Here is a 19426-nt window from a genome sequence, read left to right as displayed (position 1 = left end):
CCCCGCGCTGACCGAAGAGCGGCTATTCGTAGTTGATGTCGCCCGGACCGAAATTGCGTGCGGAGAAGTCGATCTGCGCGGCAGGATTGGCGACGGCAGTGGTCATTCCCGCGCCGAACGGGCCCAGGTGATCGAACAGCGTGGCGGTGCCGACGGCGATCCCATCGGTGGCCTGGTGGCCGTCGGCCTGGATGCCGATCCATTCGTCGACGGGCAGCCGCGACAGCGAGACCGTCAGGTCCCCGTTGATGTAGCCGATCCCCGACGAGCCCAGGTTGGTGACCAGACTGGTTGCCTCGGCCACCATCGCGGCCCGCACGAACGGCGAGTTGTTCTCGTCGGCAACCACTCTGATGCCGTCGTTGAAAAACCTTTTGCGCGAATCGTTCTGATGCTCGGCCGGTGAGCGTGTCCAGCCCACCGGGTCGCTGTGCACGTAGGGTAGGACGGATCCGTCCGGCCGCGGTGGCGACGGAAACGCCTGACCGTTGCGCCACAGCGTCCCGGGCGGCTCGGCCGACCGTCGGTAGGAAAGCAACGAGGCGTGCGCGACCCGTTGGCCGCCCTGTGTGACGTCGCAGTGCGCACTGCGGACCCGTCGGCCCTCGCGTACCACGCGGACCGCGACGAGCGTGTGTGCGTTGCGTGCCGCGCGCAGCAGGTCGACGGTCAGTCGCGCCGGCTGGAGATCTTCCTCGGCGCACTCGTGTTCGAGCGCCCGCGCGACCAGGCCGACCACCGCGGGGCCGTTGAGATGGTCTGGGCCCCAGTGACTCTGGGCGTAACGGGTCGACAGAAAGCCACCGTCGGTGACAGTGAAATGGGCCGCCGGCCCCGGGTCAGGTGTTGCGGCCACCGTTGACCCCGAGGATCTGTCCGGTGATGTAGCCCGCCTCCTCGGAGGCCAGGAAGGCGCACGCCGCGGCGATGTCCTCGGGCCGGCCCATCCTGCGCACCGGCGTGGCCTCGATGGTGTCGTTGATGTCGCCCAGCAGCCCGCGCCCCTCCGCGCTGCGCAACATCGGGGTGTCGATGAAACCCGGCGGGACGGCGTTGACCGTGATGCCGAACGGACCGTACTCGAGCGCCAGGGATTTGGTCAGCCCGTTCACCGCCGACTTCGCCGCGACATAGTGCGACATGTAGGGCACCCCGGAGTGCGTGCTCGACGACGAGATGTTGACGATGCGTCCCCAGCCCGCCGCCACCATGTCCGGCAGCACCGCCTGGGCGGTATGGAAGACGCCGTTGAGATTGACGTCGACCACACGTCGCCATGCGTCGAACGTGATGTCCGCGAAGGCTGTGAAGCCGTCCAGCCCCGCGGCGTTGACCAGGATGCCGACCGGACCGAGCTCGGCGCGGATCGCCTCCAGCGCAGCATCGATCTGCTCACGGCGCGTCACGTCGGCGATGTGGCCGTGCCCGTTCGGCGAGGGCGCCAGGTCGATGGTGGCGACCCGGTGCCCGTCGGCGCGCAGCCGCTCGGCCACGGCCCGCCCGATCCCTGAGCTGCCGCCTGTGACCACAGCTGTTCTCATGTGTCTCCCTTTCGTGGAGTGCGCGGTGCGCGGATTCCCAACGTCCGTCGGCCGGCTTCGATCAGTTGCCGGAGAAGTTCGTCGTCGTCAAGGTCGGCCGACAACGGTCCGGCTGCCGCAGCGATCCCGGCCACCACCATCGCGGCGCGCACCGTTCCACCGGGGCCGGGCTCCACCTCCGCGAGAATTTTGAGTTGTCGCTCGATCAGCTCGGTCCAGTCCGTGCGAGCCTCCAACGCCGTGGCCACACTAGGGTCGGTTGCCAGCACGCCGACCAGGCCGCGGTTGCGCACCGCGATCCCGGAATACCCCGTCAACAGATGCGCGGCCCGCGCCTGCGGTGAGCGCTTCAGTTCGGCCTCGTCGAGCACTGTTCCCAGCTCGCTCAGCAGTGGCTCGAGCACCGCGAGCAGGAGTTGCTCCCGCGTCCGGAAGTGGTGGTAGATCGCAGCTTTCGTGAAGCCGATATGGTCGGCGATCATCTGCAGCGAGGTGCCGGCGAACGTGTGCCGCGTGAACAGCGCGACCGCAGTGTCGATCAGTCGCCCGCGGGTGTCGGGGGCATCCGCCACGGCGCCCTCTCCCTCCACCCGTGCCAAACAGACCTTGACGATCGTAAAGCACCACACTAGCCGATCGTCAAGCTGGCCGGCTGTTAGTGTCGACCGGATGCCGTTCTCGTCCGCCTCCGTCGTGCGCACCGAGGCACTGAGCGACCGCTTCCGGCGCATCGTGTTGCACGTCGAGGACCCGGCCGCGCTGAACCTGCCCGACGCCGCCGACACCGCGGTCGGGGTGTACTTCGATCCGGCCGACGGGGAGGGGCGCAACTATTCGGTGCGGACGCAGGACGGCCCGGCGATCACCCTCGATGTCGCGACCCACTGCGGTGGGCCCGGCACCCGGTGGGCCGCCACGGCTGTCCCCGGTCAGCGCGTCGGTCTCGATCATGCCCGGGCATGGCACCGACCGGGACCGGGCACCGACTGGCAGCTGTTGGTCAGTGACCTGTCCGGGCTCCCGGCCGCCGCGCGCATCCTCGAGCAGATGGCGCCGGACGAGCGGGCCATTCTGTTCGCCGAAGTCGCCGACCGGCGCGATCTCGACTACCTGCCGTGGCATCCCGGCGTGGTAGTGCGCCCCCACATCGGAACCGGAAACGGCCACGCCCCGAGCGATCTGGCTCGTGCCGTACGTGCCTACCGCTTACCGCCCGGCCGCGGCTACTGCTGGTTCGCCGGCGAGGCCGGACAATCGCGTCTTGTTCGCAAATACCTGCGCGGCCGGGGATGGACGATCGACCAATACGACATCACCGGGTACTGGCGGCAGGGTTCCGAGGAATGGGACGAGCGGTTCGCCGCCGCGGGCGGAGACGCGCTGAGCGTCTACGCGCGCGCTCTGGCCGCGGGCAAGGACGGGAAAGTGGCGTTCGAGGAGTTCGACCATGCGTGCGAGCAGGCCGGCCTGTGACCCTGCTCAGCGATTGAGCTGCCAGATCCGCGTCGACAACGCCGTCGCGAACGCACACCACAGCGGATACGGGGCCAGCACAGCGCCCGCGGCCGGATTGGCCTCTGCCGCACGCCTTGTCAGGTCGGCGCTGCTGGCCGCCAGCACCGCTGCCGCGACCGCCGAGGTACCGAGTCGGCGGCGGTTGAAGAACAGCCACGACCAGCTGGCGTTGAGCACCAGGTTCGCCGCCAGCGCGCGCGTATAGGCAGCCGCTTTCTGCTCGTGCCCGCGCTCCGCGAAGGTGTCGATCGTGGATGCCGACACCGCCGCGATGTCGGTGTAGAGGATCGGCCACACGATCGGAAACGCCTGCCGGGGTGGCTGGAAGGTGGGCTTGCGCAGCCGCGCGTACCACAGCGACTGCGAGTCCTTGCTGGCGAGGCCACCCACCACCGCGGTGGTCAGCGCCGCGGCCGCGGTCTTGGCCAGAGTCGATGAACGCATAGACGGTCCATACCCCGATCGGGGGGATTCCATCGATTTCCGTCGGCCGGACCAACGGACGCATAATCGGACAGAACCAAAGATGAGCTAACGATCGGAGTGGGCGTGCGCGACACCGGGACCGCCCGCGCCGACATTCCGGCCGCCGAGGGCGTGCGCGATGGGCGGGTGCTGATCGCCGGACTCAGCGTGGTGGTGCTGACCGTGGCGATCCTGCAGACGGCGGTGGTGCCGGTGCTCGGGGTCATCGCCGAGCAGATCGGCACCTCCATGGTCGCGGTGAGCTGGGCTGTCACCGCCAACCTGTTGGCTGCGGCCGCGGCCACACCGCTGATCGGTCGGCTGGCCGACCTGTACCGCAAGAAGCGGGTGCTGCTCGCCGTGTTGATCGTTGTATTGGTCGGGTCGGTACTGGCCGCCACCACGACCTCGTTGCCGCTGCTGATCGTCGCGCGGGTGCTGCAGGCCGCGTCTTTCGCGCTGTACCCGATCAGCATCGCGATCCTGCGCGAGGAACTGCGCCCGCGCCGAGTCGTGCCGGCAATGGCCGTGCTGTCGGGCACGCTGGGGTTCGGCGGCGGGACCGGCCTGGTGGTGGTCGGTCTGCTGATGGCCGGGGAGGCCGACTACCACCGCGTTTTCTGGCTGACCACCGCGTTCACGCTCGTCGTCATCGCCCTGGTGGTCTTCATCGTGCCCGACCGCGCACGCACCGCACACGGGTCCATCGACTGGCTCGGCGCTCTGGGTCTGGCGGTCGGATTGTCCGCGGTGCTGCTGGCTGTCACCCAGGGCACCACCTGGGGGTGGGATTCGCCCCGCACCGTCGCCAGCTTCGTCGGCGGCGCCGCGGTGCTCGTCGGCTGGTGGCAATGGGAACGCCGCTGCCCACGCCCGCTGGTCTCCACGCAGATGCTGGTCCGGCGCACCATGCTGTTCACCAATCTCGCGACGATCTTCGTCGGGATGGGGCTGTACTTCGCGTTTCTCGGCCTCACCCAGTTCGTCCAGATGTCCCCGGAGGTCGCCGGATACGGCTTCGGCGCCACCGTGCTGCAGGCCAGCGTCGTCTACCTGCTGCCCGGCGCCGTCACCGGCTTTGTGATCGCACTGATCAGCGGACGCTTCATCGACCGGTTCGGCGCGCGTCCGGTACTCATAGTCGCCGCCTTCGCCGGTGTAGCGGGCTTCCTGCTGATCGCGTTCGCGCACGCGTCGCCCTGGCAGGTGATCCTGGCCAACGTGCTGGCCAACGCCTACATCAGCCTGGGCTACGGCGCGCTTCCGGCGCTGGTGGTCAGTGACAGCGAAGCCGGTGAGACCGGCGTCGCCACCGGCATGAACGCCATCGCCCGGACCGTCGGCAGCTCCACCGCGGCGGCGGTGGTAGCGCTGCTGCTCGGCCGCACCACTGCGGCCGGGACACCGGCCCAAAGCAGCTTCGTCGCGATCTTCGGTCTCGGCGCGATGACCGCGGTGCTCGTCATGGGTCTGATCGCCGCGTCGAAACCGCGCCGCGAGCAGTCACCCTCCGAGGAAGCGCGCTACGAATCTCGCGCGATGAATCACGAGTGGGGCTGACGAGCAGGTCAGTGCAGCGCCGCCAGGTTGCGCACCGATCGGTCCACGTCGCCTTTGATGACGCGTGCCACCACACCCCCCACCGGTGTCGAGAGCAGTCCGCCGCTCAGTTCGGCGATGACCCGGAACTCCGAGCCGCTCTCGCCCGTCGGCTCCACCTGCATCGTCAGCGCGATGCACACACCGCCGCGGCCTTTTCCGAGCAACTCGATCTCCTTGGGCTCGTCATAGCGGGTGACGCGCCAGTGGATGACGTTGCGGAAACCCTTGACCTTGATCAACGACGCGACTTCGGTGTCCACGTCGATGTCGCCGGGCACCTCGCTCCGCCACCCGCCGAAGATCGTCAGCCATTCGTCGAAGCGCTGCAGATCGGAGGCGAGCACCCACGCTCGTTCGGGATGCAGGGACGACGACACCGATACGTCAACTGTGGCCATGGTGGTTGCACTACCCCGGCACCTCGCTGCAGTAAACGACCCCGCGCCGCCGGTCCGGCCTGGAAAAATCGTCGCAGCACCGACCGGGACGGGGTCCGGCGGTGATGCGCCGCGCGCCCGCCGCGCAGAATTTCGCGCCATAGCGCACAATCAACGAAGGAATCCATCGTCCGACGGTAGATTCGTCACGGAATCGCTTGCGCGAGTCGGCGTCATCCGCGAAGGTTTATCCCACCGCCACGACGGCTGCACCCGAGGAGGACCTGCCCTGGCCGGCACCCGTACCACCGCTGTAGACCACACGGCGGGATCTCAGACCGCTCGCACCGTGGGCGGTCCGGTCATCGAGATCGCGAACGTCACCAAGCGGTTCGGCGACTATGTCGCCGTCGCAGACGCCGATTTCGCCATCGCGCCCGGAGAGTTCTTCTCGATGCTCGGCCCGTCGGGCTGCGGCAAGACGACCACCCTGCGCATGATCGCGGGTTTCGAGACGCCCACCGAGGGCGCGATTCGGCTCGAAGGCGTCGACGTGTCGAAGACACCGCCGAACAAGCGCAATGTCAACACGGTCTTTCAGCACTATGCGTTGTTCCCCCACATGACGGTGTGGGACAACGTCGCGTACGGGCCGCGCAGTGCCAAGAGGGATAAGGGCACGGTCCGCAAGAGCGTCGACGAGCTGCTCGAGGTGGTGCGGCTGACCGAGTTCGCCGAGCGTAAGCCGGCGCAGCTTTCGGGCGGCCAGCAGCAGCGGGTGGCCCTGGCGCGCGCGTTGGTCAACTATCCCAGCGCGTTGCTGCTCGACGAACCCCTCGGCGCGCTGGACCTCAAGTTGCGTCACCTCATGCAGTTCGAGCTCAAGCGCATCCAGCGGGAGATCGGGATCACCTTTGTCTACGTCACCCATGACCAGGAGGAAGCGCTGACGATGAGTGACCGCATCGCGGTCATGAACGCCGGCAACGTGGAGCAGATCGGCAGCCCGACCGAGATCTACGACCGGCCCGCCACGGTGTTCGTCGCGTCCTTCATCGGGCAGGCCAACCTGTGGGCCGGCCGTCAGACCGGACGCGCAAACCGGGACTTCGTCGAGGTCGAGGTCCTCGGCTCGACACTCAAGGCGCGCCCCGGCGACACCACCATCGAGCCGGGCGGTCACGCCACGCTGATGGTGCGCCCGGAACGGGTCCGGGTTTCGATGGATGCCCCCGGCGCCGGCCTGGCCGGGGTGCGCGCGACGGTCACCGACCTGACGTTCCAGGGCCCGGTCGTGCGGCTGTCGCTGGCCGCGCCGGACGCCTCGACGGTGATCGCCCACGTCGGACCCGAACAGGACCTGCCGCTGCTGCGCCCCGGTGACGAGGTCTACGTGAGCTGGGCCCCCGAAGCGTCGCTGGTGCTGCCCGGAGCCGATATCCCGACCACCGAGGATCTCGAGGAGATGCTCGACGACGCTTGACCGCCCCCTCCCCTTACTGGAGCCGACGAAAGGCGCCCCCGCCATGTCCCGTGAAATCGATCCCCGTCTGATGGCCCGCCTGACCGCCAACCGGACCTCGCGCCGCCGCTTCCTGGGCGGCAGTGTGGCCGCCGCCGCCGGGCTGACCCTCGGGTCGTCGCTGCTGGCGGCCTGCGGGTCCGACAGCGGCACGTCGGGTTCCACCACGGATGACGGCGGACCGGCCAGCGGCACGCTGCGGGTGTCGAACTGGCCGCTGTACATGGCCGACGGATTCGTGGCGGCGTTCCAGACCGCCTCGGGTATCACCGTCGACTACAAGGAAGATTTCAACGACAACGAGCAGTGGTTCGCGAAGGTCAAGGAGCCCCTCGCGCGCAAGCAGGACATCGGCGCCGACCTCGTGGTGCCCACCGAGTTCATGGCAGTGCGACTCAACCAGCTCGGCTGGCTCAACGAGATCAGCGAGGACGGCGTCCCGAACAAGAAGAACCTGCGTCCCGATCTGCTCAACGCCAGCGCCGATCCCGGCCGAAAGGTCACCGCCCCGTACATGTCCGGGCTGGTCGGTCTGGCCTACAACCGCGCCGCCACCGGCCGCGACATCCGCACCATCGACGACCTGTGGGATCCCGCGTTCCGCGGTCGGGTCAGCCTGTTCTCCGACGTTCAGGACGGGCTCGGCATGATCATGCTGTCGCAGGGCAACTCCCCGGAGAACCCGACCAGCGAGACGGTCCAGCGGGCCGTTGACCTGGTCCGCGAGCAAAATGATCGAGGCCAGATCCGGCGCTTCACGGGTAACGACTACAGCTCCGACCTCACCGCCGGCAACATCGCTGTCGCACAGGCCTATTCGGGTGACATCGTGCAGCTGCAAGCCGACAACCCCGACCTGCAGTTCGTCGTTCCGGAGTCCGGTGGCACCACCTTCCTGGACACCATGGTAATTCCGTACACCACGCAGAACCAGCGGGCAGCCGAGGCGTGGATCGACTACATCTACGACCGGGCCAATTACGCGAAGCTGGTGGCCTACACCCAGTTCGTGCCGGTGTTGTCGGACATGACCGAAGAGCTCCGGAAGGTCGATCCCGCCGCGGCCGACAACCCGCTGATCAACCCGCCCACCGACGTGCTCGACCGCTCGAAGAGCTGGGCGGCCCTGACCGACGAGCAGACGCAGGAATACAACACCGCATACGCGGCCGTCACCGGCGGCTGACCCGAGATGGCAGGTGTCGCCAGCAGCAGTCGGCAGCGGAGCCGCATCGCTCCGTACCTGATGGTGCTGCCCGCACTGGTCTACCTCGCGATCTTCTTCGTGGTGCCGTTCTTCACGTTGGCGCGAATGTCGTTGTCGGAGACCGCCGGGTCGGTGTTCATGCCGACACTGACCTTCGCATGGGACATCGGCAACTACGGTGAGGCGTTCAGCACGTACCGCGACCAGATCCTGCGGTCGTTCGGGTATGCGTTGGCCGCGACGGTGCTGTGTCTGCTGCTGGCCTTCCCGCTGGCCTACGTCATCGCGTTCAAGGCAGGCCGCTTCAAGAACCTGATCCTGGGCCTGGTCATCCTGCCGTTCTTCGTCACCTTCCTGATCCGCACCATCGCGTGGAAGACCATCCTGGCCGATGAGGGCTGGGTGGTCAGCGCGCTCGGTGCGGTCGGTCTGCTGCCCGACGAAGGGCGACTGCTGTCGACCAGCTGGGCGGTGATCGGGGGGCTGACCTACAACTGGATCATCTTCATGATCCTGCCGTTGTACGTCAGCCTGGAGAAGATCGACCCGCGGCTGCTCGAGGCGTCGAAGGATCTGTACTCGTCGGCTCCACGCAGTTTCGGCAAGGTGATCCTGCCGCTCTCGATGCCCGGCGTGCTGGCCGGCAGCCTGTTGGTGTTCATCCCGTCGGTCGGCGACTTCATCAACGCCGACTATCTGGGCAGCACCCAGACGACGATGATCGGCAATGTGATCCAAAAGCAGTTCCTGGTGGTCAAGGACTATCCGGCCGCGGCGGCGCTGAGCATGGTGTTGATGCTGACGATTCTGGTCGGCGTTCTGCTCTACACGCGGGCTCTGGGCACGGAGGACCTGGTATGACGACCCAGGCCGGGGCGGCGATGGCGTCGGCCGCGCAGCAGCCACCGACGCCGAAGAAGGTTCGGGCGCGCCGTAATTGGGGCGATCTGCTGCTGCGGATCGTCGCCGGACTCGTACTGCTGTATCTGTTCCTGCCGATCTTCGTCATCATCCTGTTCTCGTTCAACAAACCGGTCGGCAAGTTCAACTACACCTGGCAGGGCTTCACGCTGGAGAACTGGGCCGATCCGTTCAAATATCCGGCGTTGACCGAGGCTCTCAAGCTCAGCCTCAACGTCGCAGCCGTCTCCACCGCCGCGGCGCTGGTGCTCGGCACCTTGGTCGCGATCGCCCTGGTCCGGCAGCGCTGGCGGGGCCGGCGTGCGGTCGACACGTTCCTGATCCTGCCGCTGACGGCCCCCGAGGTGGTGATGGGCGCGGCGCTGCTCACCCTGTTCCTCGACCTGGGCTGGGCCGCCGGATACACCACGATCGTGTTGGCGCACATAGCCTTCGAGGTCAGCTTCATCGCGATGACGGTGCGCGCCCGAGTCCGTGGGTTCGACTGGACCCTCGAGGATGCGTCCCTCGATCTGGGCGCAAGCCCCGCCCGCACCTTCTTCAAAGTGACGCTGCCGCTGATCGTGCCGGGGATCGTCGCCGCGGCGATGTTGTCGTTCGCGCTGTCGCTCGACGACTTCATCATCACCTACTTCGTCAGCGGCTCGACGGTGACCTATCCGCTCTACGTCAACGCAGCGGTCAAAGCCGCGGTCCCGCCCCAGATCAATGTGCTGGCGACCGCCATCCTGGTGGCGAGCCTGGTCCTGCTGGCCATCGGGACCCTGTGGCGGCGCAAGCGGTTCCAGAGCTGACCGGTCACCCACCCGCCACGTCCGGCCACTGCCGTCGCGCGTCGCGGTACTCGGTCGGCTGGCCGAGAGTTGGCGTCGGCGAGTGTGCGTCGGGGGCGGCTCGGCGGGCTTTTCTCCGCCGGGAGTTCACGCTCGGCGTCCTGGTCGGCGTGAGTGCACGCCCGCGCCGGGCCATCATGCGCACTGGTCCGGTCGAGGTTTGAAATCCGGTGGTGGTGGTACTAGCCGCCGCATGCTGGTCACGTCGAAACCTCTCACCTCACTGTTTCTGGGCGGCGCGTTCGCCGCAGCTATGGCGGTGGCGCCCATTGCCGCCGCCGGCGGCCCGCCAGGCTGCTATGACCCGTACGGCACCGGGTGCGCGGCGCCGGCGCCTCCTCCGCCGGCAGCACCGGGCGTCGCCGGCGCGGTGCCCGGTGGACCCGCGGGCGTCGCCGGACCGGGCGGCGCGGCCGGAGCCATCCCCGGCGGACCCGCAGGCGTCGCCGGACCCGGCGGCGCGGCCGGAGCCATCCCCGGCGGACCCGCCGGTGCGGCCGGACCCGAGGGCGCGGCCGGGGCCATCCCCGGCGGACCCGCAGGCGTCGCCGGACCCGAGGGCGCAGCCGGGACCATCCCCGGCGGACCCGGCGGCGTCGCCGGACCGGGCGGCGCGGCCGGTGCCATCCCCGGCGGACCCTCGGGTGCGGCCGGACCGGGCGGGGCCGCAGGCTGCATTCCGGGCGTCGGATGCGGCGCCGTACCTGCGCCGTAATCCGCTCGACGAATCGGCGTCAGCGTGACCCGGCCGGGCCTCGGCTCGGTGACGGGTCGCGTTGCGCTGCTTCGTATCCCACGGCGAGGTGAGTCTCAAACCGGCGGGGGCTCGGGCAGTGCTCGCCACTGCTGCGCCACCGAGGCCGTCCACTGCGGATCGCGGCGCTGCACATAGGCGGCCACGCCTTCGGCGGCGTCGGCACTGCCCATCACCCGTCGGTGCAGTTCGGTTTCCAGGTGCGCGACCTGGCGCGGGCGGTACCCGCGGGCGACGGTGTCCCACAGCAGCCGCTTGCTCAGCGCCGCCGACATAGGTGCGACGGACAGCGCGATGTCGGCGGCGATCCCCATCGCCACGCCGAGCACCTCTGCTGCGGGAACCGCGCGATTGGCGATGCCCATCGCCAGCGCCTCCGCCCCGTCGAACGTGCGGCCCGTCAGCAGCAGTTTCGCGGCGACACCGACGCCGGCGAGGTGCGGCAGCGTCCAGTGCGACATCGCATCGCCAAGCACCCCGCGCCGCACCTGCGCGACGGCGTACTTCGCGTCACCGGCCATGACGCGGATGTCCGCCTGCAGCGCGATCGTCAGGCCGATCCCGACCGCGTGGCCGTTGACCGCGGCGATCACCGGCGTCCGCAGCTCGAACGCGGCGGGGTCCACCGGGGAGGCGGTGAACTCTGCGGGCGGGGCCTCGAACGGATCGCGCGGGCCCGCGAGGTCGGCGCCGACGCAGAACGCGTCACCGGCACCGGTCAGCACGATGGCCCGCACGTCGTCGTCCTGATCGCAGCGCCGATACGCGTCGCTGAGCAGCTCCCCCATCTCGGCGGTGTAGGCGTTGCGGCGTTCCGGCCTATTCAGCGTCACCACCGCCACGCCGGCCGAGACGGTGACGGTCAGGTCGGTCATGGAGGCAAGTTTGCACCCCGATGAGCGTGGGAACACAGGCCGCATGTTGATCAGACGTGTTGCGCGCCCCATGCTGTCAGCAGTATTCATCTCGCGAGGTGTGGATGCGCTGCGAAGCCCGAAGCCAGCTGCCGACGCCACCCGGCAGACCCTCGAGGGACTCAGCAAACTGCCCGACCCGGTCGGTACCAATGTCCCGTCCGACGCCGAGACCGTCGCCCGGGTCAACGCCGCCGTTCAGATCGGCGGTGGACTGTTGCTGGCGACCGGGAAGCTGCCCCGCGTCGCCTCGGCAGCGCTGGCGCTGACCGTGGTGCCGAGTTCGCTCGGCGGGCACGCGTTCTGGAACGTCTCCGACCCGGCTCGCAAAGCCGAGGAGCGCCGCGCCTTCATCACCGACATCAGCCTGATCGGCGGCCTGATCATCGCCGCGGTGGACACCGAGGGTCGCCCCTCGCTCGGCTGGCGCGGGCGGCGGGCCGCCCGCAAGGTGTCGGCGGCGGTGTCGGGTGCACTGCCGGTCGGCGCCGGCGCCGGCGGAGCCCTGAGCGACAGCGAGTGGGCGGAGAAGGTCAACCAGGGTCTGCACGTCGGTGCCGACCGCGGCCGCGAACTCGCCCACCTTGCCCGGGAGCGCGGCCATGAACTGGCCGAAGTCGCCCGCGAACGCGGCCCGGAACTGGCAGCAGTCGCCCGGCAACGCGGCCACGAGCTCGCCGAGGTCGCGCGCGAACGCGGCCCCGAACTGGCAGCAGTCGCCCGGCAACGCGGCCACGAACTGGCCGACGTGGCCCGCGAACGGGGCCCGGAGCTGGCCGACGTGACCCGCGAACGCGGCGGTGAGTGGGCCGAATTGGCCCGTGCGCGAGCCGAATCAGCTCGTTCGCGCGCAGCCGATCTGGCCGATACCGCCAACGTCGAGGTCAAGAAGCGCCGGTTCCGGCGCTGACGGCGTCGTTGCAGCTCACTGCTTGGGTCCGTAGGTGTAGTCGATCTGCTCGCCGTCGACGGTCGTCACGGTCAGCGTGAACTCCGCGGTGTCCGGTCCCGACACGACGACACAGTCGACCGTGTTCCCCGGTCTGCCTTCCAGTCCGGTGGCACAGTCGGCCGACTCGGGACGACTGCCCAGCCGGGTGGCCAGTTCGTCTAGCAGAGATCCCTCCACCTCTGCCTCGGTCAGCAGCGGCAGCAGATCGAAGCTCATCATCAGCCCGTCGACGCCGTCGACCTCGGCGGTGCGGCGCAGGGTGACCCCCGCCGTGGTGACATCGCAGGCTGTCGTGGCTCCGAGTACGCCGATGAGACCCGACCCGCAGGCGACCGTGCTGGTCGGCCCGGGTCCCGCGCCGTCGACCAGTCGGGCGACGGCGCGTTGCAGCTGCTCGCGAGACAGGGCGGGCACCATCTCGTAGTCGATCAGCGCCCCGTCGACGGCGGTGACGGTGATCATCGGCTCGAAGCTGTTGGTAGCGCTGAGCACCACCTCGCAGCGTGCGACCTGCCCCACCTGCCCGGCCAGCGGATCCTTACAGGTCACCGATTCCGGCTGCTGTCCCGCTTCGACCAGTCGCGCGGTGATGTCCTGTTCGAGATCGTCCGGTGCCACAGCCGGAATCCCCTCGGGGGTCGGCACGGTGCAGGCGGCCAGCAATGTCAGCGCGCCCACGGCCGCCGGCGCGCGGCCCATTTTCCGCATGTGCTGTCCCGTCACAGTCGGCACGACTGCACCGGACCCTAGCAGTCGCATGCGGGAATGGTTGACTGCAGCGGTGGATCGACACCCCTCTCTCGCTCGCCGTTTGTTCGACCGCCTCGAGCCTGTCCATGCGGTCACGTATTTCGCGCCCGAAGCCCGCGCCGCACTCGACGACCTCGGGTTCCGGGGCTTCTGGATGGGCTACTTCGCCGCCCGCTCGGCGCCACTGGGACCGGTGCCACCCGAGGTCGTCACCGCGGCGTTCTACAGCTTCACCCCGCAGCGGGTCGCCAAGGCGCTGCCCGCCGCGTGGGACGTGGCGTCCCCCGCCGATGCGTTGCGGGTGCGGGAGGAATCCGCGGTGGCGGCGGTGCGGCGCGCGGGGGTCACCGACGACGACGCGGCCGAGGCCGCCGAGCTCGCCGCCAAGGCCGCCCGCGGCGCCGACGTCGGTGGCCGGGTGCTCTACGCGGCCAACCGCGCACTGGCGTGGCCCCGGCAACCACTGGCCCGCTTGTGGCACGCCACCACGCTGCTGCGCGAGCACCGCGGCGACGGCCACGTCGCCATCCTGACCGCCGAACGATTGTCGGGACGGGAGGCCAACGTGTTGCACGCGGCGGCCGGCCGCGTCCCCGAAGCCATGATCAAGCGCGGCCGCGACTACGACGACGCGCAGTGGCAGCAGTGCCAGGATGCGTTGTGCCGGCGCGGAATTCTCGATGCCGCGGGTGAGGTGACGGCGGCCGGTCGTCAGCTCAAACAGCGCATCGAAGAGGCGACCGACGCCGCGGCGCTGAGCGCGTGGGAGGCGCTCGACGACAGCGAGGTGGAGACGCTGTTCCGCACGTTGACCCCGATCACCAGGAAGGTCGTGGCCGCCGGAGACGTGCCCGCGGGCACCCCGATGGGCTTGAACCGAGACGACCTCGACGACGACAGCGCGCACCTGGGCTGACCGCTCACCGCGGCGCGTACATGATCAACCCGACGCCGATCAGGGCCACCGTCGCCCCCAGCACGTCCCAGCGGTCGGGCCGGAAGCCGTCGGCGGCCATCCCCCACAGCAGTGACCCGGCGATGAACACCCCGCCGTAGGCGGCCAGGACACGGCCGAAATGCGCGTCGGGTTGGAAGGCCGCCACGAACCCGTACGCGCCGAGGGCGAGCGCCCCCGCGCCCATCCACAACCAGCCGCGGTGCTCGCGGACGCCCTGCCACACCAGCCAGGCGCCGCCGATCTCGAGGATCGCGGCCAGCACGAACAACGCGACGGACTTGACGACCATGGAGTCAGGCCAGCGAGAAGCCTTCCCACGCCTCACGTCGGTGGGCGTGCGGGTCGTACTCCACGCGCGGCCGGTGGTCGAACACCATCACCGGGCGGTCGTCGGCGGAGTAGCGCGGCCAGTCGTGGCCTGGGACCCCGGTCCGGCTGAAGGATCGCCAGCGACGCCCGACGTCCTTGCTGACCCGCCGCGCCGAGCGCCAGTCCCCCGCCAGCGTGAGCAGCGCGCCCGGCATGGTCCGGTAGACGTCGAACACGGCGAGCAGCTCGGTGGCGTGGGTGGCGCCCATGCCCGTCCAGTGCAGCGGCCGGGGCGCGTAGTCGTACCGGTACATGTAGGTGGGCGCGTGCCGGCTGTGCGCTCCGGCGATCTGCCAGGCGGCGGCGCCGAACGTGAAGTCCCCGCCGATCTGCACGCACGTGTCGGGGTGGGGGTAGTCGGGGTAGGCGCTCATGATGCGCTTGCGCACCTCGGCGTCGGTGTCGCCGAGCATGATCTCGATGGTCTGCTCGGTGGTCGGCAACAGCGGCAGGAAGCGGGTGAACAGCCGTCCCTCTTCGGCGTTGGTCCCGACGATCAACGGGACGCGGTGGGCGCTGCCGTCGGCCATCGCCTCGACGGGGTCCTTGGGGAGGTACTCGGTGCCGTAGGTGGGCCCGACCGGGAACGCCCCCGGCAAATCCTTGAACCCGTTGGCCACCAGGTCGTCGAGTGCACCGATCAGCGCCCGCGGCGACGCGGACATCAGCGCGGCCGCAGCATCGGCGCCATCGGGGGCGACCAGCTCGCCGAACCGGGCGGCGAACTTGGCGGCCATCTCCGTCGAGCGCACCATCCCGCTGGCGGGGCTTTCTGAGATCGCCTGCGCGAACAGTCCTTTGGCCTGCGGCACCGCGAGCAGGGTGGCGACGGCCTGAGCGCCGGCGCTCTCTCCGAAGATCGTGACGTTGTCGGGGTCGCCGCCGAACGCCGCGACGTTGTCCCGCACCCAGCGCAACGCCAGTACCAGGTCACGCAGGAACAGGTTGTCGTCGATCGGGTTGTCGGGTGTCGACAGCGACGACAGGTCCATACAGCCCAGCGGTCCCAGCCGGTAGTTGACCGATACGTACACACAGCCGCGGCGAGCCAGTGCCGCGCCGTCGTAGAGCGGGGTCGCCGAGCTTCCCAGGATGTAGCCGCCACCGTGGATGAAGAACATCACCGGCAACGGCGAGGCCGGATCGGCTCCCTCGGGCGCGACGACGTTGAGCGTCAGGCAGTCCTCGCTGGTCGGCTGGTACTTGCGGACACCGACCAGCGTGTAGCGGCGGTGCTGCGGGGCACAGGAGCCGAATCCGTGGCAGTGGCGGACGCCTGACCAGGGCTGTACCGGTTGCGGCGCGCGGTAGCGCAACCGTCCGACGGGTGGTGTGGCATAGGGAATGGCCCGCCAGCGGTGGACTCCGTCGCGGGTGAACCCCTCCACGATGCCGGATCCGGTCTTCGCCCGGACGGTGTGTTCGTGCATGCACCGACGGTAACGAATGCTCTGCCCAGATGCCGGAGGGCCGTGGCGCGTCAGCACTCGCGTGTCGGCCGGTTAACCTGACGGCATGCGCATAGCGGTCCTGCTCGCGCTGGGTCTGCTGACGGCGGCGTGTTCGCAGTCGGTGGGCGGCCAGGCTGAGTCGTCCTCCTCGGTGACCTCCGACAGCGCCGCACCACCGTCAGTCACCTCGGCGTCCCCGACCGTGTCGCCGCCGTCGGCCGCCCGACCGGCGGTGCCCGCCGACGACGCCTCCATCGCCGAGGTCATCAGCTGGGTCGAAGACGGCGCACCCGCCGATCCGGCCGGCTTTCACGTCGCGTTCCGCGACGGCGTCACCACCGAGCTGGGCGACGAGGTCGCGTTCACCGCATCGGCCGGCACACCGCTGACCACCACCCAGTGCGTCACCGACCAAGCGCTGCTGTGCCTGCTCGAACTCGACGATCCGCCGCCGCGGCCCGCCGGCGCCGAAGGCGCCTGGAAGCCCGGCTGGATCAGCTACCCGGGTACCTCGGTGCAGGTCGGTTCCCTGCGCGCCGATCCCGGGCCGTTCGGCGCCGGCAGCGGACCAAGACTCGACGACGGGCAGTCGCTGGCCTTCGGGGACAACCGGTGCCGCGCCGACACCGCGGCGTTGATCTGCGTGAATTACGCCCACCGCACGGCGGTGCGGCTCAGCGCCGAAGGAGTGATCCCGTACGGCTGCCTGCAGCCGGCCCCGACACCCCCGGACGCCGCGGCGCTGTACCGCTGCTGAGCGTCACGAGGTCTGCCGCAGCGCCGCCTCGCGCGCCCGCTTCGGGTAGGCCCTGGTCATCCCGACCGCCCCGACGATCACCACGACCGGAATCACGGCCTTGGTCAGATGCACGGTGGCCGGCGCGGTCGCAGCGAGGTACCCGAGCACCGCGATCAACGCGAACACCAGTCCCCACATCAGGGTCAGCACCTGATTGGTGCGGCGGAACGCGGCCTCCTCCCACGGCTCGCGGGGCGCCGCGGGCGGCGCGTACTGCGCGGTGAACGGTTCGAAGGCCAGCGAGACCAGGGCCATCACGGCCAGCACCCCGCTCGACAGGGTGGTGGCGTAGGTGTCCATCCAATCGCCGTCCTGATGGCCCAGCAGCAGACCCGCGACCGTCACGCCGGTGAAGAACACCACGGTGACGACGTCGAGCAGCCGCACCCCGGCGAAGCCGGCGGACACGCCCATGATCAGTGTCGCGATCACCGCGCACACCGCACCGAACATCCACGTGCTGGGCCCGTCGGCGACCACCCAATAGATGAGCCACGGCAGGAAACCGATGAAGGGGCTGCGCTCGAACCAGTCGTCCATACCGGACAGCTCAGCGCAGCCGGAACGTTCCTGTCACCAGAATGGGCGAGACCGGCTGGCCGTTGATGCTGGCCTGCGGGCGTCCGTCCGGGAACTCGATGGGTCCGGCGGGACCGAGCTTGCGCTTGTTGCGCACGTCGTTGCGCACGTCGAAATCGCTGAGCCCGTCGAGATTGAACGGATCGAAGTTGCGGTCGCCCTGGCTGAAGCCGCTGAACTGGACGCCGGTGGCCGTTCCGTCTGGGCGCACCACCCACGAGGCCCGCACGCCGTCGGATTCGGCGGTATACATGCCGGCCAGCCCGGACACCGATGCCGCGGTGAACGGGTATTCGCCCCCGTTCATGGTCACCGTTCCGTTGACGTCCGTCCCGTCGTAGTCGGCGGTCAGCGTGTCGCGCATCCGCGAGGTGAGCTTGATCGCGCCGTCGCTCTGGTCACCGAAAAACCATGCCTCGTCGTCGGTTCCGTTGCAGGCGTATGCGGCGACCGAGCTGCCGTCGACGCTGATACCGATGGCCATGGGCGCCCCGTCGGCCGATGTCATGTCGGCCATGTAGCGCGCCGTCTCCGGGAAAGCCGGCGGCTCGGAGGATGATTCGCCCGAGCACCCCGCGGCGAGCACGCCGAGGACCGCGACGACCGTCACGAGCAGATGTCTGATTCTCATGTCAGCAGCATGAACCCAGCCGGCCCGCCGCGCATGAAGATTTCCTGGAGATTGCGTGGAGAGCGACGCGCTCACACCGCCAGGAAACCCTCGACCTCATCGCAGAAGGTGCGCCACGCCGGCTCGCGCGAGGTCAGCAGGTGGTTGTTGCTGGGCAACGCGATCAGCTCGGCGTCGGCGATCAGCGACGCCAACTCCTCGCCGTACCGCAGCGGCACGCGGTGGTCGTCGCGGGAATGCAGAACCAGGGTCGGGCAGCGCACCTGCCCGGCGAGGTCGCGAACATCGATGTGGGCGAACACTTCCAGGAAGCGCACGGCGTTCTGCGCCGAGGTGGTGCGTCGCTGCAGTTGGTCGAACGCCTCCCAGTCGGCGCGGGTGCCGTCGGGCAGGAACTGCGCGGCGAACACCTGGCGGAACGCCGGGTCCGAACGGCCCCACCCCACCCGTGCCAGCTCGAGATCCAGTGCCGCGGCACGCTGTTCGTCCTCGGTGGTGGCGCGCACCGCGCGGCCCCGGGCGTAGGCCCCGTTGAGCACGAGCCGACTGACCCGGTCGGGGTGACGGGCGGCGTACGCCACCGCCACCGCACCGCCCTGCGACACCCCGAGCAGGGGGAAGCGCTGCAAACCGACGGCCTCCACCACCGATTCGAGGTCGGTCACCCAGTCCTCGAAGGTGAAGTCGTGGGCGTGCCAGTCCGACAGACCGCAGCCGCGTTCGTCGTACCGGACGAAGGTGTGCCGCACCGACAGGTCGCGCACCCAGTGACACCACACGGGGCTCTCGATGTCGTAGCCCAGGTGCGTCATCCAGTTCGCGGCCCGCACCAGCGGTGGGCCGCTGCCGGTGACCGCGTAGGCCAGCCGGACGCCGTCGCCGGCCTGGCAGAACGCGATGTGCTGCGCCGGCATCTCCGGCGGTGGATCGGCACGCTCCACCGCATCGCGGAGGTGTCCGATGAACTGGTAACCGCGGCCGCGCACGGTACGGATATAGCGCTGCGATTCGCCGTCGTCGCCCAACGCCCGGCGGGCGGCCTTGATCCGGCTGGTCAGCGCCGCTTCACCGACGAACCGGCCGCCCCACACCGAGTCCAGGAGCTCCTCTTTGGTCAGCAGTCGGTCGTGGTGGGACACCAGCGCCATCAGCACGTCGAACACCTGCGGCTCCACCTTGATCACGGTGTCGCCACGGCGCAGCTCGTACCGCGCGGCGTCGAGGACGAAATCGTCCCAGCGCCACGACCCTCTCGGCGGGGAAGAATCGGCAGACGGGACGGTGTG

At 69.4% G+C, this 19426-nt stretch carries 22 protein-coding genes; 10 read left to right on the top strand and 12 right to left on the bottom strand.

Going from position 1 to position 19426, the window contains the following annotated elements:
- Window positions 1-22: 22 nt before the first annotated feature.
- From G6N31_RS05475 to G6N31_RS05465, 3 genes are read right to left on the bottom strand one after another with little or no spacing between them, the layout of a single operon-like run.
- Window positions 23-856 (bottom strand): acyl-CoA thioesterase domain-containing protein, encoded by an 834-nt coding sequence (locus tag G6N31_RS05475; protein WP_098002611.1) that lies wholly within the window; start codon window positions 854-856, stop codon window positions 23-25.
- Window positions 840-1541, bottom strand: coding sequence for an SDR family NAD(P)-dependent oxidoreductase (locus tag G6N31_RS05470; RefSeq protein ID WP_098002610.1), 702 nt, complete (start codon window positions 1539-1541; stop codon window positions 840-842). The genes G6N31_RS05475 and G6N31_RS05470 overlap by 17 nt, the downstream gene beginning before the upstream one ends.
- Window positions 1538-2242 carry a TetR/AcrR family transcriptional regulator gene (locus tag G6N31_RS05465; RefSeq protein WP_342355827.1) on the bottom strand — a complete coding sequence of 235 codons (705 nt, stop codon included), beginning with the start codon at window positions 2240-2242 and terminating at the stop codon, window positions 1538-1540. Before G6N31_RS05465 ends, G6N31_RS05470 begins: the two co-directional genes overlap by 4 nt.
- On the opposite strand from G6N31_RS05465, the gene G6N31_RS05460 reads away from it, so the two are divergent.
- Window positions 2211-3014: a siderophore-interacting protein gene (locus tag G6N31_RS05460; RefSeq protein WP_098002609.1), complete on the top strand. Its 804-nt coding sequence runs from the start codon at window positions 2211-2213 to the stop codon at window positions 3012-3014. The two genes, G6N31_RS05465 and G6N31_RS05460, sit on opposite strands and share 32 nt — an antisense overlap.
- A 6-nt stretch (window positions 3015-3020) precedes the next feature.
- On the opposite strand, the gene G6N31_RS05455 is transcribed toward G6N31_RS05460, so the two are convergent.
- The gene (locus G6N31_RS05455) at window positions 3021-3500 is read right to left on the bottom strand and encodes a TspO/MBR family protein (protein WP_098002608.1); all 480 of its coding nucleotides are present in this window, start codon (window positions 3498-3500) and stop codon (window positions 3021-3023) included.
- A 105-nt stretch (window positions 3501-3605) separates the two neighbouring features.
- On the opposite strand from G6N31_RS05455, the gene G6N31_RS05450 reads away from it, so the two are divergent.
- Window positions 3606-5081: an MFS transporter gene (locus G6N31_RS05450; protein ID WP_179964269.1), complete on the top strand. Its 1476-nt coding sequence runs from the start codon at window positions 3606-3608 to the stop codon at window positions 5079-5081.
- Between the two features lie 8 nt (window positions 5082-5089).
- Here the strand turns inward: G6N31_RS05450 and G6N31_RS05445 are convergent, their stop codons facing one another.
- Window positions 5090-5521, bottom strand: coding sequence for a type II toxin-antitoxin system Rv0910 family toxin (locus G6N31_RS05445; RefSeq protein ID WP_098002607.1), 432 nt, complete (start codon window positions 5519-5521; stop codon window positions 5090-5092).
- Window positions 5522-5849: 328 nt separating this feature from the next.
- On the opposite strand from G6N31_RS05445, the gene G6N31_RS05440 reads away from it, so the two are divergent.
- From G6N31_RS05440 to G6N31_RS05420, 5 genes are all read left to right on the top strand, one after another.
- Window positions 5850-6983 (top strand): ABC transporter ATP-binding protein, encoded by a 1134-nt coding sequence (locus G6N31_RS05440; protein WP_098002606.1) that lies wholly within the window; start codon window positions 5850-5852, stop codon window positions 6981-6983.
- 43 nt (window positions 6984-7026) lie between these two features.
- On the top strand, window positions 7027-8208 hold the full coding sequence (locus tag G6N31_RS05435) for a polyamine ABC transporter substrate-binding protein (protein ID WP_098002605.1): 1182 nt from the start codon (window positions 7027-7029) through the stop codon (window positions 8206-8208).
- A gap of 6 nt (window positions 8209-8214) precedes the next feature.
- Complete coding sequence (locus G6N31_RS05430; RefSeq protein WP_098002604.1) at window positions 8215-9090, top strand: ABC transporter permease; 876 nt, start codon at window positions 8215-8217, stop codon at window positions 9088-9090.
- On the top strand, window positions 9087-9944 hold the full coding sequence (locus G6N31_RS05425; protein ID WP_098002603.1) for an ABC transporter permease: 858 nt from the start codon (window positions 9087-9089) through the stop codon (window positions 9942-9944). Before G6N31_RS05430 ends, G6N31_RS05425 begins: the two co-directional genes overlap by 4 nt.
- 232 nt (window positions 9945-10176) lie before the next feature.
- Window positions 10177-10698 (top strand): hypothetical protein, encoded by a 522-nt coding sequence (locus G6N31_RS05420; RefSeq protein ID WP_098002602.1) that lies wholly within the window; start codon window positions 10177-10179, stop codon window positions 10696-10698.
- Window positions 10699-10793: 95 nt separating this feature from the next.
- Here the strand turns inward: G6N31_RS05420 and G6N31_RS05415 are convergent, their stop codons facing one another.
- Window positions 10794-11612, bottom strand: a complete 819-nt coding sequence (locus tag G6N31_RS05415; protein WP_098002601.1) for an enoyl-CoA hydratase/isomerase family protein — start codon at window positions 11610-11612, stop codon at window positions 10794-10796.
- Window positions 11613-11655: 43 nt separating this feature from the next.
- On the opposite strand from G6N31_RS05415, the gene G6N31_RS05410 reads away from it, so the two are divergent.
- Window positions 11656-12561: a DoxX family protein gene (locus G6N31_RS05410; RefSeq protein ID WP_098002600.1), complete on the top strand. Its 906-nt coding sequence runs from the start codon at window positions 11656-11658 to the stop codon at window positions 12559-12561.
- A 15-nt stretch (window positions 12562-12576) separates the two neighbouring features.
- Here the strand turns inward: G6N31_RS05410 and G6N31_RS05405 are convergent, their stop codons facing one another.
- Window positions 12577-13335, bottom strand: a complete 759-nt coding sequence (locus G6N31_RS05405; RefSeq protein WP_234815227.1) for a DUF4333 domain-containing protein — start codon at window positions 13333-13335, stop codon at window positions 12577-12579.
- Window positions 13336-13384: 49 nt separating this feature from the next.
- On the opposite strand from G6N31_RS05405, the gene G6N31_RS05400 reads away from it, so the two are divergent.
- Window positions 13385-14269, top strand: a complete 885-nt coding sequence (locus tag G6N31_RS05400; RefSeq protein ID WP_098002598.1) for an SCO6745 family protein — start codon at window positions 13385-13387, stop codon at window positions 14267-14269.
- Window positions 14270-14273: 4 nt separating this feature from the next.
- Here the strand turns inward: G6N31_RS05400 and G6N31_RS05395 are convergent, their stop codons facing one another.
- Entirely contained in the window at window positions 14274-14600 is a 327-nt protein-coding gene (locus tag G6N31_RS05395; protein ID WP_098002597.1) for a YnfA family protein, read from the bottom strand.
- Between the two features lie 4 nt (window positions 14601-14604).
- Window positions 14605-16110 carry a carboxylesterase/lipase family protein gene (locus G6N31_RS05390; RefSeq protein ID WP_098002596.1) on the bottom strand — a complete coding sequence of 502 codons (1506 nt, stop codon included), beginning with the start codon at window positions 16108-16110 and terminating at the stop codon, window positions 14605-14607.
- An 85-nt stretch (window positions 16111-16195) separates the two neighbouring features.
- Here G6N31_RS05390 and G6N31_RS05385 point away from each other — a divergent pair, with 85 nt between their 5' ends.
- The gene (locus tag G6N31_RS05385; protein WP_098002595.1) at window positions 16196-16888 is read left to right on the top strand and encodes a hypothetical protein; all 693 of its coding nucleotides are present in this window, start codon (window positions 16196-16198) and stop codon (window positions 16886-16888) included.
- A gap of 3 nt (window positions 16889-16891) precedes the next feature.
- Here the strand turns inward: G6N31_RS05385 and G6N31_RS05380 are convergent, their stop codons facing one another.
- From G6N31_RS05380 to G6N31_RS05370, 3 genes are all read right to left on the bottom strand, one after another.
- The gene (locus G6N31_RS05380; RefSeq protein ID WP_098002594.1) at window positions 16892-17470 is read right to left on the bottom strand and encodes a hypothetical protein; all 579 of its coding nucleotides are present in this window, start codon (window positions 17468-17470) and stop codon (window positions 16892-16894) included.
- 10 nt (window positions 17471-17480) lie between these two features.
- On the bottom strand, window positions 17481-18140 hold the full coding sequence (locus tag G6N31_RS05375; RefSeq protein ID WP_098002593.1) for a hypothetical protein: 660 nt from the start codon (window positions 18138-18140) through the stop codon (window positions 17481-17483).
- Window positions 18141-18211: 71 nt separating this feature from the next.
- Window positions 18212-19315 (bottom strand): alpha/beta hydrolase, encoded by a 1104-nt coding sequence (locus tag G6N31_RS05370; RefSeq protein ID WP_234815226.1) that lies wholly within the window; start codon window positions 19313-19315, stop codon window positions 18212-18214.
- Window positions 19316-19426: the final 111 nt, after the last annotated feature.

It is taken from the genome of Mycolicibacterium duvalii (assembly GCF_010726645.1).
Lineage (GTDB): Bacteria > Actinomycetota > Actinomycetes > Mycobacteriales > Mycobacteriaceae > Mycobacterium > Mycobacterium duvalii.
This window is presented reverse-complemented; position numbering and strand designations above follow the sequence as displayed.

What these genes read in the sequence shown, in the direction of transcription:
- G6N31_RS05470 (WP_098002610.1), bottom strand. Translation starts at nt 1,541, where the DNA reads ATGAGAACAGCTGTGGTCACAGGCGGCAGCTCAGGGATCGGGCGGGCC.
- G6N31_RS05460 (WP_098002609.1), top strand. Translation starts at nt 2,211, where the DNA reads ATGCCGTTCTCGTCCGCCTCCGTCGTGCGCACCGAGGCACTGAGCGAC.
- G6N31_RS05455 (WP_098002608.1), bottom strand. Translation starts at nt 3,500, where the DNA reads ATGCGTTCATCGACTCTGGCCAAGACCGCGGCCGCGGCGCTGACCACC.
- G6N31_RS05445 (WP_098002607.1), bottom strand. Translation starts at nt 5,521, where the DNA reads ATGGCCACAGTTGACGTATCGGTGTCGTCGTCCCTGCATCCCGAACGA.
- G6N31_RS05435 (WP_098002605.1), top strand. Translation starts at nt 7,027, where the DNA reads ATGTCCCGTGAAATCGATCCCCGTCTGATGGCCCGCCTGACCGCCAAC.
- G6N31_RS05430 (WP_098002604.1), top strand. Translation starts at nt 8,215, where the DNA reads ATGGCAGGTGTCGCCAGCAGCAGTCGGCAGCGGAGCCGCATCGCTCCG.
- G6N31_RS05425 (WP_098002603.1), top strand. Translation starts at nt 9,087, where the DNA reads ATGACGACCCAGGCCGGGGCGGCGATGGCGTCGGCCGCGCAGCAGCCA.
- G6N31_RS05420 (WP_098002602.1), top strand. Translation starts at nt 10,177, where the DNA reads ATGCTGGTCACGTCGAAACCTCTCACCTCACTGTTTCTGGGCGGCGCG.
- G6N31_RS05415 (WP_098002601.1), bottom strand. Translation starts at nt 11,612, where the DNA reads ATGACCGACCTGACCGTCACCGTCTCGGCCGGCGTGGCGGTGGTGACG.
- G6N31_RS05410 (WP_098002600.1), top strand. Translation starts at nt 11,656, where the DNA reads ATGTTGATCAGACGTGTTGCGCGCCCCATGCTGTCAGCAGTATTCATC.
- G6N31_RS05395 (WP_098002597.1), bottom strand. Translation starts at nt 14,600, where the DNA reads ATGGTCGTCAAGTCCGTCGCGTTGTTCGTGCTGGCCGCGATCCTCGAG.
- G6N31_RS05390 (WP_098002596.1), bottom strand. Translation starts at nt 16,110, where the DNA reads ATGCACGAACACACCGTCCGGGCGAAGACCGGATCCGGCATCGTGGAG.
- G6N31_RS05385 (WP_098002595.1), top strand. Translation starts at nt 16,196, where the DNA reads ATGCGCATAGCGGTCCTGCTCGCGCTGGGTCTGCTGACGGCGGCGTGT.
- G6N31_RS05380 (WP_098002594.1), bottom strand. Translation starts at nt 17,470, where the DNA reads ATGGACGACTGGTTCGAGCGCAGCCCCTTCATCGGTTTCCTGCCGTGG.
- G6N31_RS05375 (WP_098002593.1), bottom strand. Translation starts at nt 18,140, where the DNA reads ATGAGAATCAGACATCTGCTCGTGACGGTCGTCGCGGTCCTCGGCGTG.